This is a genomic window from Pseudoalteromonas sp. SaAl2 (assembly GCF_052947895.1).
On record NZ_CM129605.1, the window covers coordinates 3,738,353 to 3,756,784 of the forward strand.

General features: G+C 40.9%; 15 protein-coding genes and 2 pseudogenes. 8 read left to right on the plus strand and 9 right to left on the minus strand.

The annotated features are described in order from the left end of the window. Window positions 1–81: 81 nt before the first annotated feature. On the minus strand, window positions 82–444 hold the full coding sequence (locus tag ACU8V8_RS17650) for an MmcQ/YjbR family DNA-binding protein (protein WP_294121907.1): 363 nt from the start codon (window positions 442–444) through the stop codon (window positions 82–84). Between the two features lie 914 nt (window positions 445–1,358). Then, complete coding sequence (locus tag ACU8V8_RS17655; RefSeq protein ID WP_008304784.1) at window positions 1,359–1,961, minus strand: TetR/AcrR family transcriptional regulator; 603 nt, start codon at window positions 1,959–1,961, stop codon at window positions 1,359–1,361. 196 nt (window positions 1,962–2,157) lie between these two features. Between ACU8V8_RS17655 and ACU8V8_RS17660 the strand changes: the two genes are divergently transcribed. Both ACU8V8_RS17660 and ACU8V8_RS17665 read left to right on the plus strand, forming a co-directional pair. Beyond that, entirely contained in the window at window positions 2,158–3,063 is a 906-nt protein-coding gene (locus ACU8V8_RS17660) for a haloalkane dehalogenase (protein WP_446888373.1), read from the plus strand. A gap of 108 nt (window positions 3,064–3,171) precedes the next feature. Next, entirely contained in the window at window positions 3,172–3,504 is a 333-nt protein-coding gene (locus ACU8V8_RS17665; protein WP_446888374.1) for an SDR family oxidoreductase, read from the plus strand. A gap of 570 nt (window positions 3,505–4,074) precedes the next feature. On the opposite strand, the gene ACU8V8_RS17670 is transcribed toward ACU8V8_RS17665, so the two are convergent. Beyond that, on the minus strand, window positions 4,075–5,856 hold the full coding sequence (locus tag ACU8V8_RS17670; protein WP_446888375.1) for an alkaline phosphatase D family protein: 1,782 nt from the start codon (window positions 5,854–5,856) through the stop codon (window positions 4,075–4,077). A gap of 168 nt (window positions 5,857–6,024) precedes the next feature. Between ACU8V8_RS17670 and ACU8V8_RS17675 the strand changes: the two genes are divergently transcribed. Next, a complete protein-coding gene (locus ACU8V8_RS17675; RefSeq protein ID WP_446888376.1) occupies window positions 6,025–8,040 on the plus strand; it encodes a diguanylate cyclase domain-containing protein in 2,016 nt (671 codons plus the stop codon). A gap of 63 nt (window positions 8,041–8,103) precedes the next feature. Here ACU8V8_RS17675 and ACU8V8_RS17680 read toward each other — a convergent pair whose 3' ends face one another. Both ACU8V8_RS17680 and ACU8V8_RS17685 read right to left on the minus strand, forming a co-directional pair. Then, window positions 8,104–8,448: a rhodanese-like domain-containing protein gene (locus tag ACU8V8_RS17680; RefSeq protein WP_145241957.1), complete on the minus strand. Its 345-nt coding sequence runs from the start codon at window positions 8,446–8,448 to the stop codon at window positions 8,104–8,106. 1 nt (window position 8,449) lies between these two features. Beyond that, on the minus strand, window positions 8,450–8,638 hold the full coding sequence (locus ACU8V8_RS17685) for a YgaP family membrane protein (RefSeq protein ID WP_145241955.1): 189 nt from the start codon (window positions 8,636–8,638) through the stop codon (window positions 8,450–8,452). Between the two features lie 130 nt (window positions 8,639–8,768). Between ACU8V8_RS17685 and ACU8V8_RS17690 the strand changes: the two genes are divergently transcribed. The 3 genes and pseudogenes from ACU8V8_RS17690 (at window position 8,769) to ACU8V8_RS17700 (ending at window position 13,425) form a co-directional block, all read left to right on the plus strand. Beyond that, a complete protein-coding gene (locus ACU8V8_RS17690; protein ID WP_087532521.1) occupies window positions 8,769–9,071 on the plus strand; it encodes an ArsR/SmtB family transcription factor in 303 nt (100 codons plus the stop codon). Window positions 9,072–9,076: 5 nt separating this feature from the next. Further along, window positions 9,077–12,365: pseudogene (locus ACU8V8_RS17695) on the plus strand (efflux RND transporter permease subunit). After that, a complete protein-coding gene (locus ACU8V8_RS17700) occupies window positions 12,355–13,425 on the plus strand; it encodes an efflux RND transporter periplasmic adaptor subunit (RefSeq protein ID WP_446888377.1) in 1,071 nt (356 codons plus the stop codon). The pseudogene ACU8V8_RS17695 and the gene ACU8V8_RS17700 overlap by 11 nt, the downstream one beginning before the upstream one ends. Here ACU8V8_RS17700 and ACU8V8_RS17705 read toward each other — a convergent pair. Further along, window positions 13,418–14,096, minus strand: a pseudogene (locus ACU8V8_RS17705) (nitroreductase family protein). The gene ACU8V8_RS17700 and the pseudogene ACU8V8_RS17705 sit on opposite strands and share 8 nt — an antisense overlap. Window positions 14,097–14,675: 579 nt before the next feature. Here ACU8V8_RS17705 and ACU8V8_RS17710 point away from each other — a divergent pair. Together ACU8V8_RS17710 and ACU8V8_RS17715 are read left to right on the plus strand one after the other, a co-directional pair. Beyond that, window positions 14,676–14,990: a Bor family protein gene (locus ACU8V8_RS17710; protein WP_446888378.1), complete on the plus strand. Its 315-nt coding sequence runs from the start codon at window positions 14,676–14,678 to the stop codon at window positions 14,988–14,990. After that, the gene (locus ACU8V8_RS17715; RefSeq protein WP_446888379.1) at window positions 14,987–15,316 is read left to right on the plus strand and encodes a Bor/Iss family lipoprotein; all 330 of its coding nucleotides are present in this window, start codon (window positions 14,987–14,989) and stop codon (window positions 15,314–15,316) included. Before ACU8V8_RS17710 ends, ACU8V8_RS17715 begins: the two co-directional genes overlap by 4 nt. On the opposite strand, the gene ACU8V8_RS17720 is transcribed toward ACU8V8_RS17715, so the two are convergent. From ACU8V8_RS17720 to ACU8V8_RS17730, 3 genes are read right to left on the minus strand one after another with little or no spacing between them, the layout of a single operon-like run. After that, the gene (locus ACU8V8_RS17720) at window positions 15,317–16,555 is read right to left on the minus strand and encodes an ABC transporter permease (RefSeq protein ID WP_446888380.1); all 1,239 of its coding nucleotides are present in this window, start codon (window positions 16,553–16,555) and stop codon (window positions 15,317–15,319) included. It lies immediately after the preceding gene. Beyond that, on the minus strand, window positions 16,548–17,255 hold the full coding sequence (locus ACU8V8_RS17725) for an ABC transporter ATP-binding protein (RefSeq protein WP_446888381.1): 708 nt from the start codon (window positions 17,253–17,255) through the stop codon (window positions 16,548–16,550). The genes ACU8V8_RS17720 and ACU8V8_RS17725 overlap by 8 nt, the downstream gene beginning before the upstream one ends. A gap of 2 nt (window positions 17,256–17,257) precedes the next feature. Then, window positions 17,258–18,409, minus strand: a complete 1,152-nt coding sequence (locus ACU8V8_RS17730; protein ID WP_446889670.1) for an efflux RND transporter periplasmic adaptor subunit — start codon at window positions 18,407–18,409, stop codon at window positions 17,258–17,260. Between the last annotated feature and the right edge of the window lie 23 nt (window positions 18,410–18,432).

The following is an 18,432-nucleotide window of genomic DNA, read 5'->3' on the forward strand; positions in this document are numbered from 1 at the left end:
AGTTTAACAGTTGATGTACACACTTAATCCGCAAGCAACTTTAGCGAGCTATTATGGTTAGATCGCCCAAGTGCATTTTTATCATTGAGGTAAACCAAGCTCTGCTTGCTTTCGCTTGCTTAGCGCTGAGGAAACTATTCGATAGGATTCAGACAGGTAATACTTCAGCTCTTCATCAAGCGTTCCGTCGGTATCGGTTTGCTGGATCCATTTCATCCCTCGACTAGCAAAGTATGGAGCAGGGCGGTAGCCATCATGGTTACACAAAAACTCATAATTCAGGTTCGATGCTTTGAATGTGTATGCTGTCGTGCCTCCTTTTAAAGTAAAGCCAATCGCATACACCTTTCCCCCCACCTTCCACACATGTGAGTTTCCCCATTGCATGACATAGGTTGAGGATTTTAAAGCTTCACAAAATTGATTGAATTCATCGTGTTTCATACCCCTGTATTCCTTATCTGATGCTTTTTAAGCTACTTAGCTCACTTTAGCTACATTGGCTTTATAAGTGAAAAGGCGAAAGCTTTTAAGAAGCGGACTTTCCTAAAATCAGAGACATAACTGGAATCCCCGTTATTTTTGAACTTCCGATTATGTAGATTGTGGCAGCGAGCAGATCCATTAATGAAATAGGAATAAATGCCATTGGCGCGATATCAAGCAGAGCGGCATAGCTGACAACGAAGAAGCCGAAAAGTCGAACAAGGCCATTCCAGACAATAATTGGAGCACGTCTAGGTAAATCTGAGACAGCCCAAAGTAATGCTACCCCGATACATATTAAGAACGAAGCGAGCACAAGAGTAACAATGAATGAACTTGGCTTAGAGAGAAAGAAGCTCAGGGATCATGATCCCAATCGCGACAGGAAAATTAAAAATGGCGGTAATTTGTACAAACTTCTTAAACATATCTCTACTCAATCATTTGAATGTATCGGTTGACTAGGATTTATTTTGTAGTGATCAGTAAGTAATGTCAATATTTTTTAGCGATAACTACAAAATAGGTTTCACCCCTTATCCTCGTTGCAAATCAATCACACAGACTGCATGAAGAATTCGCTTATGCTCTGTCATTTACCAGAACAACAAAAAAAGAGTTTGCCAACTTACAACAAGACTCAAACGGCGATACTCACCATCACAATAAGCGACACAAACTCCTTTACCCTTTCTCTCCCCAATCAAATGAAAGGGTTGTTCGAACTAATTCTGCATCGTTCACTAAAAAATATTTAGTTATAGCTTTGACATTACTTAGTGATCGATACGGAATTTTCACCCTGGCGTGGTTGCAACAGATATGGCGGATATTACTGGTTTAAGTGAAATGGCATCGTCACCACAATAGTATTACTGACCGCTGCTCGTCTGTATCGAATTGAGTGCGTAGTCCATGACCGATTCTGCAACTTGCTGTGACTCACCCGCTCGAATCTGAGTAGAAAGCCCATAAAGAACCGATAGCAAGTATTTTGTCTGCAGTTCTGCGGTCTCAGACTCAGTTATTACACCCTCAGACTCGATCAAGGTAGTGATCAAGTTTTGGGTTTTCAATCCAAATTGATTGATGTACACCGTCGCTTCTTCAGGAAAGGCAACGCTGTCAGACTCATTGACGCTTTTTACTAATAAACACCCCAGCGGGGTATCAGCATCTGAAAACTCTTGAATCAATTCATAGAAACACGCTCGTAACCTTTCTATGAAAGGCGCGTCTGAAGGCTCTGTGATATGGCGATAACACGGGTCACTATATTGCGTGATGTAATGCGCGATCACTTCTTTGAATAGCTTCTCTTTGTTGCCAAAAGCGGCATACAAGCTAGGCGTATTGATCCCAAGCTCTGAGGTTAGATGCGCCACAGATGTAGCTGCATAACCGTTGTTCCAAAATATGCGCATTGCCTTATCGAGTGCGATCTCTCTGTCAAATGCTCTTTTTCTTCCGGCCATTACCGATGGTGCTCCTACCTAGAATATATTGATTGATAACTATTTTGTAGTATTCACTAAAAAATGTCAATTTCGTTGTTGACTTGCTTTGTCGATCGGTACAGAATGCATTTACACAATATGTATCGATCACTACAAAATATTAATGACCGTGCAGACGATTTTATGAATACTAACCAATCTGTAGGAAAAAATAATGACGATTAAAGCATTAAGAACACCAGAAGAACGTTTTTCAGTACTCCCTGCGTTTCCTTATCAACCTAATTATGTTGATGATCTCGGCGGATATGAATCGCTGCGAATGGCGTATATTGATGAAGGTGATAAAGACTCGGAATACACGTTTCTTTGTTTGCACGGTGAACCAACATGGAGTTATCTATATCGTAAAATGATCCCAGTTTTTACTGATGCAGGTCATCGTGTTGTTGCCCCTGATTTATTCGGCTTTGGCCGCTCAGATAAGCCTATTGAAGACTCTGTGTACAACTTTGAGTTCCACAGAAACAGTCTAATTCAATTAATTGAACACTTAGATCTTAAAAATATTGTGTTGGTTTGTCAGGATTGGGGCGGGTGCCTTGGTTTGACGATACCAATGGATATGCAAGATCGTTTCAAAAAACTTATTGTGATGAACACTGCTATCTCAAATGGTGAACCGCTGGCCGAAGCCGCTTTACAGTGGATGGCTTTTAATGAAACAATTTCAGAATTACCAGTAGCAGGGATCATAGCATGTGATGCTGGCGCAGCTGTCAATGTGATGGATGCAATTGCGTATGACGCGCCATTCCCTGACAAAAACTACAAAGTTGGCGTGAAACGATTCCCACAGATGATCCCAACGAATGTAGATGATGATGCGGTGAAGTATGGACTTCGTGCGATTGAGTTCTGGTCAAATGAATGGAGCGGTGAAAGCTTTATGGCGATAGGAATGAAAGATGCAATCTTAGGTGAGGCCGCCATGATGCAACTTAAAGCGGTTATCAAAGGTTGTCCTGAGCCAATGAAAATTGAAGAAGCGGGTCACTTTGTTCAAGAGTATGGTGTTGAAATAGCAGAGCAAGCTCTTGCTTCATTTACTATGAGTTAGTTGTACTCATTCAAACCTGACAGTCGTCTATAACTCGACTCGGCATCTGTCAGGTGATATCTGAAAACCAACCTCTATATATTTATCCTATCCCCAATGAATAAAGTCTTGATCATAAGCATTTCCTCTGTTGCAGATCATAAAGTTTCGCCAGCGAGCAGTGTGTATGCAGATACTAAATTTGCCGTTCGTGCAATTAGTCAGGGGCTACGTATGGAGGTGGGTCGTAATATTCGCACAACTGTCATCTCACCTGGACTCATTGATTCTGAACTTAAACATGGCACCTCAGAAGCAACGAGCTCTCAATTTGTGAATGAGGTGTATAACGATGCCATTTCAGCGACGTCTATCGCTAATGCTGTCACTTATGTGATTGAACAGCCTAACGATGTTGATGTTAACGAGATTGTATTGCGCCCTACAGTACAAGAATTTTAACTGGCACTAACAGTATGTGCGGTCGATATGACGTGTGTCGACCATGATCTGTTGTAATGGATGAGTAATTTTGGACACCTGATTAGAGGTTTGCAATACCTTAGGTAATCCATGGGCTGCTAATTTAGAAGAAGTACTGACACAGTTCTGTCCAAAAATGAGTTTGATCGACCGTCTGCTTCTCGCTCATGGCTGTCTGTCAGATGAAGTCTAAACCTATTCATTTAATCTGTAAGTTCAGATATGAGCTAGTACATGTAATTAACGCGCTAAAGTACGACCTACGAAAATACCAGCACCTAGGAATTCGTTATCTAATCTCTTAACTTAGGTCTTTCCTCTAAAGCGCAGCGTCTCTTAATCTCTTTGTGAATAAATCATTTTAAGACTTTTGCATGTTTTAGCGAAAGTATAAATCCGATAATCCAAGGTAATTCGATTAACTGCAAGGGATGCGCATTTCGATGGCTTCGTTGCACTCAAATCAACCCGGCGAACAACTGATCGCCGGGCTGTTTTGATCTTTCAACTAGAACCTTTTCCCTAGCCCCTAGATACTTTCTTGAGCCTTTACCCTTGAATTACGGGCTGACCTGCTAGCATATGTAACGCTTTACTTCGCTCAGTTTGCATTTCGTAAGACGCGGTTTTAATACTGCTGACGTAATTCCATTTGGCTTCGGCTTGCTCTGGTGTAAAGGTAACGGTTAAATAACCACGATCGACGAGGTTGTTATACATCAAGTCATTAACCAATAGCGGGATAACTTGCTCCATTTGCGCGGTTACTTCTGGCCCTTGGGTGTTCAGCGCTAAGTACTCTTCAAGACCGGGCGAAGACACTGATGAGGTAGCAAATTCAACACCAGCATTTTGTGATGCAGCAATTGGGTTGCTGGCGTCGGTGGTTAATTGGCCCGCCCACGCATTATGAGTATCGCCAGCTAATACAACTAGGTTCTTTTGTGTCGCTATCGCAGTGCCTAGTAATACTTCACGTTCATAAGCATAACCGTCCCATGCATCTAAATTGTAAGGCGCAGTGGTATCAACACGCGCGCGCTCAGCATCAGTGACTGTTGGATCACCGGCTAGAATGCGGCCCTTAATTTGTGCTAGTTCTGTAAATAATGCTGATGCTTGAGCTAATAAGGCATTAGTATCGGCGCCATTAGCTTGGCTTACTTGCAGGCTAACTAAAAGTTGCAGTACTTCAAACGGTAGGTGCATCTTGGTCATTAATACTTGTTGGCCAAGTACTTGCCATTTTGAACTAGAGTTTGTCATGCCATCGGTAAGCCAGGTTAGCTGCTCATTTCCCAGCAATGCACGCGTTGGCGAGCTAATCGCAGCAACAAAGTCACTTTGCCCCTGCGCACTGGTTAAATCAAAGTCACCGTAGCTTAGTTGCTCATCGCGAGCGAGTACTCGGGTATCAAGCATATACAGCGAGACTAAATCACCAAATTCAAAACGACGGTAAATACGTTCTTTATCAGCTACATTACGTATAGGCATCCACTCAAAGTAGGCTTGTAAAGCGTGCATTTTACGCGCGTTAAATTCACCTTCACCATCGTTATGATTTTCTGCGCCTTCACGCCAAGTATCATTAGTAACCTCATGGTCGTCCCACACGGTTATAAACGCGCAATTGCTATGGGCAGCTTGTAAGTTACTATCGCTGCGATAATGGGCATAACGTTTACGGTAATCAGTTAGGCTGATTATTTCGTCACTATTGTCTTCAGGTAGGAGGCGACCAAGTAAAGCAGCGTCTTCACTGGCATAGCCACCATTGCCGTATTCATAAATGTAGTCACCAAGGTGAAGTACAGCATCAAGGTCAGTTTGTTTTGCTATTTCACCATACACATGGAAAAAGCCAGCAGGGTAGTTAGCGCAAGACACGACTGCAAATTTTACTTTATCAATGCTACCCGTTGGTAATGTTTTACCTGTGCCAACAGGTGAAGCTTTACCGTTCGAAATAAAGCGATAGTAGTAAGTGGTGTTGGCATCTAAGCCTTGTAAGTCAACTTTTAGAGTGAAGTCACTGGTTGCTGATATCAGGGTTTCACCGTCATGGCTGATATTATTAAAGTTAGGATCGGTGGCTGCTTGCCATTGTACTTTTATGCTAGTGGCTGTTGCGTCAACGGGTGTTACACGAGTCCATAAAATTAGGCTGTCACTCAATGGATCGCCGCTGGCTACACCGTGATCAAAGCTAACCTCAATAATTTCATCATCATCGTTATCTAAAGTGCAACCTGTGATGCCTAATGATAAAACGGCAGCGCCAAAACCCGCTGCCGATGCCTTTAAAAAACTTCTTCGTGTAAACGTCATTGCTCTGTACCGTTAAAAGTAAAACTACGAGCTTATCCGACCAGTGTGACTTTTATATGAAGTTGTGATGCTATTTGTATTAAAGCAGCTAGCTTGACGTTAGGTACAAACTAGGGTAAAAATTCAGGAATAAAAAGTTAATAATACATTCTTAAGGCTGCAGCTATTTTGTTTACATTAAAACAAAAAGTTTTCTTAGTAATTACACTACTTATTGCTAGTTTTGATTTTATGTATATAAGAATGAATATCGACTTAGCCCAACAGACACTTCACGAATCCCTTGTAAAAGACAGTAATGTATTACGCTCAAGTTATGAATTAGTTATGGCTAAAGAGCAAGAAAATATGCAAGCGATGGCTACTTTTATTGCGAGTGACCCTGCTGTGACAGCCATTTTCTCTAAAGCAAAAGATAATGCTGAAAAAGGCGGGGAGGAAGCTTTAAAGGAATCAGCCAAACTGCGCCAGCAATTGTATGAAAAAGTTTCTCCTGCATGGAAAGTAGTTCAGAATAAGTTTGCTGCTCGTCAGTTACACTTTTTATTTGGTCCTGGGGCCAAAAGTTATCTTAGAGTTCATCGACCAGAAAAATTTGGCGATAATATGGATGATGTTCGCCATACTATCGTTGATGTTAATACGTATAAAAAAGCTGTATCTGGTTTTGAAACGGGTAGGGTGTATTCTGGTATTAGAGGTGTAGTTCCGGTTTTTAATGCTGGAGTCAGTGCTGTTGAAAAAAAGTATATCGGCGCTCTCGAAGTGGGCTCTTCATTTAATTCTTTAGTATCAGCACTCGATGAGCAATTAAATATTGGAGTCGCAGTATTTTTATCGAGGAAGCATATAGAAAGTATTATGTGGCAAGACGCAATAGAACAACGATTTAAAAATATTTTAGTTAATTGCGATTGTTATCTAGAAGCAACATCCAGAGGTGGTATTGATAAAATAATAAAATCTGAAGACAAAAAATTTGATTTTTCTGACTCAGGTATAGAGCGTATTCAGGTCGATGGAGAAAACCTGATGTTAACTTTTTTCCCATTGAAAGATTATATAGGAAAAAAACATCCTGAGAGAGAAGCTATTGGGGCTGTTATTTTTTGGCGTAACATTGATAAACAGGTCGAATCTTTAAATGAAACAATAAAGTACAATATTTTATTAGGAATATTTGGCTTTTTATTCATTGAGGTTTTAATTTATTTTGCGATTCGTTTTGCGGTGAATTCATTAGAAAAAGAAGTGAAAGCACAAGCAAGTAATTTGATTTTTTCTAACTGGGAGATCAACCTTTCTAATAATATAATTGAAAAATTAAGAGAGGGGGTTCTTGTTACAGATGAAAACAAAAAAATTATTCGAGTGAATCAGGCTGCTATTGATATAACTGGGTATTCAGAGCAAGAGCTCATAGGAAGTAGTCCTAAAGTACTTTTTTCTAATAATCACAATGGAACTTTTTTTAGCCAGTTATGGGATAGTATACAAACAACGGGTGAGTGGGTAGGAGAGATTTGGAATAAGAAAAAAAATAATGAATTACTCGTTGAAGCCGCCACAGTAATGGTGGTTAAAGATGAGCGAGGAAAAACGCGTAATTATCTGGCTGTGTTTTCTGATGTCACCGATAAAGTTAAACACCAACGTTATTTAGAAGAAGCTGCATTTACGGATTCATTAACTAAGCTCCCCAATCGAATAGTATTACAACAACGTTTTGAACAAGCATTAAAATTAGCTAAGCAAGAGAGGCAATCTATTTATTGTGTCTTTATAGACCTCGATAAATTTAAACCAATCAATGATACTTTTGGGCATGATGCAGGGGATTTTGTACTAACGACTTTATCAGAGCGTATGTCTAAGACAATCGGAGCAGAGGATACATTAGCTCGAATTGGTGGGGATGAATTTGTTGCTGTTATTAATAACCTGAATTCCAAACAGGAATGCATTGAGTTATTACAAAAGTTGGTACAAGTTATAAAGACACCTATGTACTACAATAAGCAAAAATTGACTTTATCTGCAAGCTTTGGGATTAGTATTTGGGATTATTCAGGTATCAATTTAACAGTTGATGAGTTATTGCAACAAGCAGATGAAGCCATGTATCAAGTCAAAAATTCTATGACAAGTGACTATATATTTTATGGTGAAAACACTCAAAGCTAACCTAAGTTTCAGGCTAGCTTATTTATATAAACAGCTAACTAAAGGTGAGCTGATGATTTATAGTCAAAATACCTGACAAACTTCCCCTGCATTACAAGTAATCACAGTGACATTCTCATAGCCAATTCGAGTCAGGGCTTCTGCACTTAATGTGGCCCGTGCGCTACTGGCGCAATGTAAGTAAATAGGTCGTGTTGAATCTTTTTCAATTTCCATGAGCTTCATTTCAAGTAAACCTCTAGGGATATTAATTGCCCCTGTTGCAGCTTTTGCAGCATGTTCAGCAGGCTCACGTACGTCAATTAGCAGGCCTTTATTCTCGGCAATTTCTAGCTTAGCTTGTGTGGCGTCGATACGACGTTGATTTGGTGCAATAATTTTTAGTAAGTCAGGGATTGATGTAAGCATATTATTCCTCGAAACCAAGTTTTTTTAATACTGTGATCATAGGGCACCATTTGCTAAATGCCGATTGAATTAAGTTTAGAGCAATAAACACAGTAAACCAAACCCACTGTGGGTTGTGAAAGTGTTGTAGTAATAATGAAATACCAATCATTACTCCTGCAATTAGGCGCAGTGCGTCGTTTAGTTTCATAGTGAACCTTATTTATTGTGTTTGTTACTTTTAATATATTCGATAAATATACATTAGTAAATTCTAATATTAGACTTTTCTAATATATACTTTTATACTTAGCGTGTAATTTGAATATAAGGCTGTATTTATGAGCATTAACTTCGCTGCCATGGCTACTAATGTTGAGCGCGCTGAGCAATTATTGAAAATTCTTGCTAATAAAAACCGTTTAATGATTTTGTGCTCTTTACAGGAGCGTGAAATGAGTGTGTCTGAATTAAATGAATCGATACCTCTTGCGCAGTCTGCTTTGTCGCAACACTTAGCTGCATTACGCAAAGCAAATATTGTAAATACCCGTAGAGATGGGCAAACAATTTTTTACCGAGTGATCGATGAAAATGCGCAAGCTATGCTGGCGACATTATATGGTTTGTTTTGTAAGGACTGAGCTTAATGAGTGGACTTGATAGTGCAGTAAAAAATAGCCTAAATGGTCGTATTCCGATCATTATTTTTGTCATGGCTGTATTGCTTGGCATGATGGCTTTAAAGCAAACGCCTCGAGAAGAAGAGCCTCAAATTGTCGTTCCCATGCTTGATATTTATGTCTCAGCCCCTAATGTTGAAGCGCCAGAAGTTGCTAGGCTGGTTACTCAGCCACTTGAGAAACTGTTAGCGCAATTACGCGGTGTTGAGCATATTTATTCAACTACCCAATCCAATCTCTCTGTCGTGACACTACGTTTTGAAGTTGGTCATGATCGAGAGCAAGCCATCCTCGATACATACGCCAAGCTTTATAGTTATCAGCATGCGATGGCATCGGTTATTAGCTCGTGGCAAGTTCGTCCTGTCGAAGTTAATGACGTACCCATAGTGATGTTAGGTTTATTCAGTAAAGATCCTAAGTTATATAGCGATTTTGAACTAACACGATTTGCTAATGAAATTGCCAATAGCTTACAGCGCATAGAAAATACCAGTGAAGTGAAAGTGATTGCAGGGCGTGAGAGAATGCTAACAGTTAATTTAGATGCCAGTGCGTTAGCAGCCCATCAAACCACACTTAGCGATGTATATTATGCTTTAAGTGTTTCCAATCAACTATCGCAAGTGGGCAGCATAGTCAATGAAGAGCAACAAATAACGCTGCAAGCTGGTGATGTATTACGAGCTAAAACAGATATACAACAGCTTGTTGTTAATGTAATTAATGGTAAAAGTATCTATTTAAAAGATGTTGCTAACGTAATTGATGGGCCGAGTGAGCCACAAAATTATCAATGGTTAGCGCAGTCAAATACAGCACAAGAACAGCCACTCGTGACATTGAGCGTAGCTAAAAAAGCGGGCACCAACGCAGTTGCGGTTGCTAATGATGTTCACGCCATGATGGGTGAGTTAAAAGCAAGCTTTTTACCCTCGCAAATAGACTACACCATACTGAGAGATTACGGCCAAACCGCTAACGAAAAAGTAAATAACTTAACATCCAGCCTCGTATTTGCGGTGTTTACTGTGGTTATATTTGTTGGTGTGTTTTTTAGGTTGGCGACCAGCCATAGTTGTAGGCCTTGCAGTACCTATTTGTTACGGCATTACTTTAAGTCTTGATTTTGCCTTTGGTTACACTATTAATCGTGTCACGCTTTTTGCGCTTATTTTATCTTTAGGGTTGCTGGTGGATGACCCAATTACGGGCATTGATAACATTAGCCGCTTCTTACAAAAAAAAGGCAATAAAAAGCAACAAATAGTCGCGGCGATGAGTGAGATACGTGGCGCACTTTTAATGTCTACATTAACCATTATGGTGGCTTTTATTCCTCTGGCTTATATTACAGGCATGATGGGCCCATACATGGCACCAATGGCATTTAATGTGCCTGTTAGTGTTATGGTTTCAACCATAGTCGCATTTTTTGTTACTCCTTGGCTTGCTATGAAATTACTAAAAGAGCCGGTAGTTGAGAGTTCAACTTTAGCGGATAACAAAGCGGGTGTTTATGCGCGATTACTTACTCCTCTTTTGGCCTCAAAAGGCAGGGCTAAATTAATTTTATGGATAACACTTGGCCTATTTATTATTAGCGCAATGCTACCTGTGATGCGCCTTGTGCCTTTGAAGTTATTGCCTTTTGATAATAAAAATGAGCTACAAATATTAATAGATATGCCAGAAGGCACTAACTTAGAGCAAACAGCACTCATTGCTCGTAAAGTGCAAACAATTACATGGCAGCTTAGCGAAGTCAGTGAAATCGCCGCTTATATAGGTCAACCCTCTAGCATGGACTTTAATGGCATGGTACGCGGGTATTATCGCCGCGAAGCGCCGAATTTAGCCGAGCTCAGAGTGCTTTTATTAGATAAAACCGAGCGAGATCATCAATCACACGCAGTGGTTATGCGATTACGTAAACAGCTAGAGTCGATAGCAGATAACGGCATTATCATAAAGGTGGTTGAGGTTCCCCCTGGGCCGCCAGTGTTTAGCACACTCGTTGCAGAAGTTTATCGTGATGCATTTGTTGATACCGAGACTTTTCATCAAGCGGCATACAATGTTGCCAAACGATTAAAGCAAGAACCTCATGTCGTTGAAGTTGATACCAGTATCGCGGTAGCAGCGCCATTACAGCGTTTTATTACAGACAAAAATAAAGCGGCACTGTCGGCGGTCTCAACAGAGGATATTGCAAGCTCATTAGCTATTGCTTCAGCAGGCAAAAATGTGGGTGTGATGTATGTAAGCGGCGAAACTAAGCCCGTTGATATCAAGCTGCAGCTACCATATCAGCAACGTAACCAGCTTGCCCAATTACTGGCAATTCAAGTGCGCGGCGATCGAGAACTTACAAAAACGACAGATGACTTTGGCTTATCCAGTGCTCCAAGGCCGCTTGTCGCTTTGTCTGAATTAGGTGAATTTAAACACTTAGAAGTAGCCAAACCGATTATGCGTAAAGATCAGCGCGATGTGGTTTACGTTATGGCTGAATTAAATGGTCGTACACCTGCCGAAATTATTGCTGACGTGAATGCTGATTTAAATGTCAAAAGTGATGAGTTTACGCAAACCAATTGGCTTAATCGACACTTCTTCAATAATGGTGGCACGGCTGCGTGGCATCTACCACAAGGCACTCACGTGACCTTTAGCGGCGAAGGGGAGTGGCGAATTACTATTGATGTGTTTAGAGATATGGGCATTGCATTTGCGTTTGCGCTCAGTGCTATTTTTATTATTTTACGTATCCAAACTCAATCGGCTAGTTTATCACTGATTATTATGTCAGCCATCCCACTTACAGTTATTGGTATTATGCCTGGCTTTTGGCTGCTGAATCAGTTTGGTGAGCGTACTATTGCAGGCGTGCCAGAGCCTGTATTATTCACAGCTACGGCGATGATCGGCATGATTGCATTAGCGGGAATTGTGGTGCGCAACTCGTTAATTTTAGTTGAGTTTATAAATCAAGCGCGTGGGCAAGGTATGGCAATTAAAGATGCGTTAATTGCCGCAGGAACCACCCGTATGCGTCCTGTATTATTAACCGCTGGGACTACTCTATTAGGTAATTTGGTGATTACTTTAGATCCTGTGTTTAGCGGTCTCGCTATTGCCATCATTTTTGGTATTGTTGCCTCCACATTGTTTTCATTATTTGTGGTTCCGTTAGTTTACTATTTAGTGTTTGCAAACACTCAAACAACCGAGGACGAAGTTCATGCAAGGTAAATCAAAACTATTTGGTTCAATCATTGCGTTGTTAGTGATTATTTTAGCAGTGCTGTTTATGGCAGGTAGCTTTTCCGATAAGCAAGCGCCGGGTAATAAGCCTGTGTCAGTTTCTACATACAAGGGTAAGATCGTCGCAGTTGAATTAACGACTATAAAGCGCAATGAGTTAGTGCCGGGCACTGTGATTGCAAAGCAAAATACACAAATATCATCGCGGGTTATGGCGCAAGTTGAACGCTTCAACGTACGCGCAGGTGATAAGGTGGCAAAAGGTGATGTACTTATCACGCTTCAACAAGATGATTTTAAAGCGCAACTGGCACAAAGTGATGCACAAATTAAAGCAATACAAGCCTCTCTAACTCAAGCTGAAAAACAACTTAAACGAGTAAAGGATCTATATTCACAAGGCTTGGTATCAGTTAGTGACTATGATGATGCTAAAGCTAAGTTTGATAACTCAACCGCCAATTTAGCCGTAGCCCAGCAGCAGCAAACTCAAGCACAAGTTGCATTGAATTATACCCAGATCAAAGCGCCAATCTCAGGTGTTGTGGTTGAAAGGCTGGTTGAACCGGGCGATATAGCTTCACCGGGCGCTCCTTTACTGGCTTTATATAATCCTCAGCAATTGCAACTTGAGTTTAACGTGCGAGAGCGCCAAGCGATCAAATTAAAGTTGGGGGATGCACTCGAAGTTAAATTGCCTTCGTTAAACCTAACAGCAAATGCGACCGTTACAGAGATAGTGCCTGTTGCTGACAGTGCAGCCCGTAGTATGCTTATTCGTTTAGAGCTTACGTCTCAAACAGGTTTAACGCCAGGGTTGTATGCACAACTACAGTTACCATTAAAAGCAGAAGCTGGAGTTTTAATTTCACCAGATTGGGTGTATCAATTTGGTCAGTTAAACATGGTGTATGTTATTAATAATGACTTGATTGAACGGCGCTTTATTCGTTTAGGGGAAGTACTTAATACTAAGCAACATGTTGTCGCAGGGCTTAACCCTGGCGACAAGCTCGCTGTTGATTATAAACCTGAAAACATTAAATAAAGGTCGCTATTTCATCCAGTGACTTTTTCACAAGGGCATGGTTTGGCACAGTGGCATCATCACTGGGGTAACCGGCAATGAGTAGCATATAAGGGCGTTCATTATCTTTATCACGGCCGCAGATATCAGTTAAAAAGCTCATTGGTTTAGGTGTGTGGGTGAGTGTTGCTAACCCCGCTCTATGCAGTGCCTGTATTAAAAAACCTGTTGCCAGTCCTACTGACTCATGCACGTAATAGTTAGTGTTTTTATCATCAGTCGTTAACCCGCCTTTCTTTTGACTAAACACGGCGATTAACCAAGGTGCGTGTTCTAAATAAGGTTTACTGGCATCTGTGCCAAGGGGTTTTAACGCATCAAGCCATTCTTCGCCAGCACGGCCCTCATAAAATGAACGTTTCTAGCTTTTCAGCTGCCTCACGAATTTGTTTTTTTACGTCACTAGAGTTGATCGCTACAAAATGCCATGGTTGGTGATTTGCACCACTTGGTGCTGTTCCAGCGGCTTTAATACAAGTTTCAATAATTTCTTTTGGCACTGGACGATCACTAAAACTACGAATACTATGGCGACGTTGGCATGTAGTTAAAAACTCTTGGGCACGCTCTAGCATTTGATCATGAGGATATTCGGTAAAGTCGGTGAGTGGTTGGTTATCATGTTGTTGCATGGCTTTTCGCTTCTTATTCAAAGTAGTTAATTATTTTTATACCTAGACGCAAGATTAGGTGCAAGTAATATCTACCTTACTGCTTTTCTTTTTTACACTCACTTGCTTGTTTATTGAACGTTGCGTTCACAAAATGTTCAGCTATATTTGCTTATAGTAACGATCTAGATAGAGAGATCATGAACATTCAAGCAACTAATTAGGTTAATCAGTACCAGTTAAACACTACTTTAAATGGTAGCAGCAACCCGTTAACGCCTATTTAGAAAAAGATAAGATAGAAAAACGAATGAAATTGGCGATATTATGCTCGATTCAATTAATCAAAATGATCAGCAAGACCAAGATAAGTCATTGCAATATTAGTATTCAGAATTTAAGTCACCTCTCCTAAAGAGTGAAACCAAGCCGCATTTACTGCGGCTTTTCTGTTTTCATCAGATTAAAGTTTACATTGTAAAAAAGTGTCTATCTGGTTATTGGTTTTGGCAACATATTCACTACAGTTTCTTACCTTTTATTGTATTTGTTATATGTACAATTACAGCTCTTAACCAAATACATAAAAAGGATATAACAATGAGAGCGTTAATTACTTGCTCAGCGTTACTCATGCTCGGTGCTTGTTCTTCGGTGACTATTCAACCGCAGCAAGTTGCTAAGCTTAGTTCTAAACCTAGCTATCAAGATAGCCGCCCATTTTTTATGTGGGGGCTAGTAGGTGAGCAACGAGTAGATGTAAAAAAGGTATGTGGCGATCAAACCGTTGTACAGATGCAGTCACAACAAACATTTACCGATGGCGCGTTAGGTTTGGTAACCCTAGGAATATATGCACCGCACACTATTAGAGTCTGGTGCAATGAACAGCAGGTTGCAGGAGCTGGAATATGAAAAATCTAACACTTTTGACTCTTTGTTTGCTGCTAATGGTTGTAACTGGTTGTACTAATATTCATTTTGATAATGGTGAGTATGATGACTTGGCGAAAAACCACAAAAGTGAACAATGGCATCACAATTTTGCAGCAGCATTATATGAAGGTTCTAACGCGGTAGATTTATCTGACATCTGTCCTGACTCGCAATGGCAAAGTGTGCACACTTATAAATCATTTACCAATGGCTTGGCCGAGCTGGTTGTCAATGATGTTGGCCCTATCTGGTACCCTAAAACAGTGGAAGTAAGCTGTGCTAAGGTACCTTATAAAGTACAATAATTACTCGTAACGAAGTGCATCAATAGGGTTTAGCCTCGCGGCTTTTATCGCGGGGGCTAAACCAAATACTATGCCGATTAGAGAAGTAAACCCAAACGACAACATAATTGCCCAGCCGGGTATATAGGCATCAGGCATACTCGGTACCGAGAGCGAAATAAGTGCAGCTGCGCCATAGCCAATCGCCAGGCCAATTAAACCGCCAAATAATGATAACACCACAGCTTCTACCAAAAACTGCAACATAATAAACCCAGGCGTTGCGCCAAGTGCTTTTAATGTGCCAATAACACGGGTACGTTCGGTAACCGATACCAGCATGATATTCATTACACCAATACCACCTACGACTAAACTAATACCGACTATACCAGCTGTAATCGCAGTAGCACTGCCGGTAAATTTATCTACGTTAGCACGGGCTTTTTCAGCAGTTTCGAATTCAAAATCGTTTTCTTCACCGTCTTTTAGTTTATGCAACTGACGCAAAATACGGGTGATCTTGGCAAGTACTAACTCTTCGTCGCTGCTTTCTTTTAATCTAAACATAATTTGCACGTTGCTAGTGCTGCTTGCCCCTTCAAGCGCACTCATAGTACTAATGGGAATATTAATATAATCGTCTTGATCAAAGCCCAGCAAGCTGCCTTGCTTTTCAGCCACGCCAATAATTCTAAACCATTCGCCACCGAGTTTAATGTACTCACCAACGGGGTTGTCTGGCAGGTTAAGTTTCTCAATGATGGACGGGCCTATAAAAGCAACTCGACGGCGTTTTTCATCATCTTCTGCGCGAATAAAGCGTCCAAGCTCTGGGAAGGTGCGATAGGCTTTTTGGTAGTCTTGCTCTGTGCCCATAACGCGGGATGAGTGGCTTTTATTGCCGTACTCAGCACCGCCTGAAAAGCGCCATGTAAACATAAGTGCAGTGAAGGTTTCGGCTTCTTTTACTCGTGCTTTTAGGGTTAAAAAGTCGGTATAGGTAAGTTTGGCATTTTTACCGACCATTTCTTTTTCAATACTAGTAAAGGGTTTGATAGAGGTAACATCAGGTGCCATATCAGCAAGCTGATCATTAATTTGTTTGGTAAAGCCCTGCATTACCGCAACCACAGTTATTACCGCAGCTACCCCAATAATAATACCTAAGCAGGTAAGTGCACTTCGCATTGCGTTAGCTTTAATTGCCATTAACGCTGCTTTTGTGCCTTCCATTATCGCAATGGCAGATTTAAACATGTTGTTTATCTCCTTCACCTTTACGCACATCGCTGACGACTTTGCCATCAACCAAACGAATAACACGCTGGCAGTGATCAGCAATGTCTTGCTCATGAGTCACCAATATAATGGTGTGGCCTTCGTTATGCAGCTCATCAAATAACGCCATGATCTCGGTGGTGGTTTTACTATCGAGGTTACCTGTTGGTTCATCACCTAATAAAATATGTGGCTTAGTCACCAGTGCGCGAGCAATCGCGACTCGTTGACGCTGACCCCCTGATAACTGGCTTGATAAATGATCTACCTTATCGCCAAGGCCTACCCGCTTTAGTGCTTCAAGCGCATGCTGTTTACGCTGCTTAGCAGGAATAAAGCGATATACTAAGGGTTGCATTACATTTTCAAGAGCTGAGGCACGTGGCAATAAATTAAAACTCTGGAAAATAAAGCCAACACTTTCATTACGCTGATGAGCAAGCTCCGTCTCAGTCATGCTTTTTACAAGTTTATCTTTTAAAAAGTAATCGCCACTGGTCGGGGTGTCTAAACAGCCGAGTAAATTCATTAAAGTAGATTTACCTGAGCCGGACGGACCAATGATCGCCACATATTCATTTTCATCAATAACAACGTTTACATCATCGAGTGCTTTAAATATTTGCTCACCCATTTTGTATTGTTTGTTGATATGTTCAAGCCTAATAACCGCCGACATTTTTACGCATCCTCAGCAATAGGCTGTTTTACTTTTACGGTATCATTTTCTTTTAATTTGCTAACGGGGCGAGCAGGGCCAATTACAATGCGCTCACCTTTGGTTAAGCCTTTGGTAATGGCTTGTTCTATATCTGATGAAATACCCACTTCGACATAGGTTTTAGTGACTGTGTTGTCATCGTTTAAGCGCCAAACAAAATGTTTATCTTCTTCTTTTTGTACAGCTTCTATAGGCAGCTTTAAGCCATCTACAGCAATACTGGTGGCAATTTCAGCACGACAACTCATGCCGGCATAAAGTTGTCTATCAGTGTTATCAAGCAGTACTTTCACTCGAAACGATAGCCCCTGAGAGCCCGCTTGATTTTTAGCGGATGTGCCAATATTGATGACTTTACCAGTGAAAGGTTGATTTGGGTAAGCGGCGGCATAAATGTCAGCGTGTTGATCAAGCTTAATCCCCGCGATATCAGTTTCATCCACTCTTAACTCAGCTAAAATCGCGCTCGGATCTGCAACCAGCATTAAATCTGAGCCAATGATATTGGTGGTACCGGCTATAACAGTTTCACCTTCTTTAATATTTACAGACGCTAACAATCCGCTCATAGGGGCGCGAAATACACTCTTACTGAGCCTATCCTCTGCAATAGAGAGCGAAGCTTTGGCTTGGTTATAGGCCTCTCGACGAGCTTCAATATCTATTTTTGCCAGATCACGCGCATTTTGTAGGTTTTCGTAAACCTCTTGTCCTGCAAGGCCAACATCATACAATTCTTTTTGTCGCTTTAATTGGCGTTCAATATTAATTAAGCGTGTTTTACTGTGTTTAATTTCGATTTCGCTAGCACGGAGCGCAGCCTTATTACGATTTACTTCTGACTCAAACGCCGTAGTATCAAGGCGCATTAAAATATCGCCTTGCTTCACACTTTGACCTTCTTCTACAAATACCTTGTCTACTCGGCCGGTTACCTCTGAGCGAAGTTGCACTTGTGTATTAAATACTAAATTACCCGATGCCAGAATAGAGTCAGCAATACTGCCTTGCTCAACCTGCGCTATATTTACTTCTGGCGCTTCTTTGTTACCTGTAATTTGCTTTGATACAATTAAACCAATAAATGCGGCAATGGCGAGAGTGACGATTATAGCTTTTTTTCATTTTTATTTCC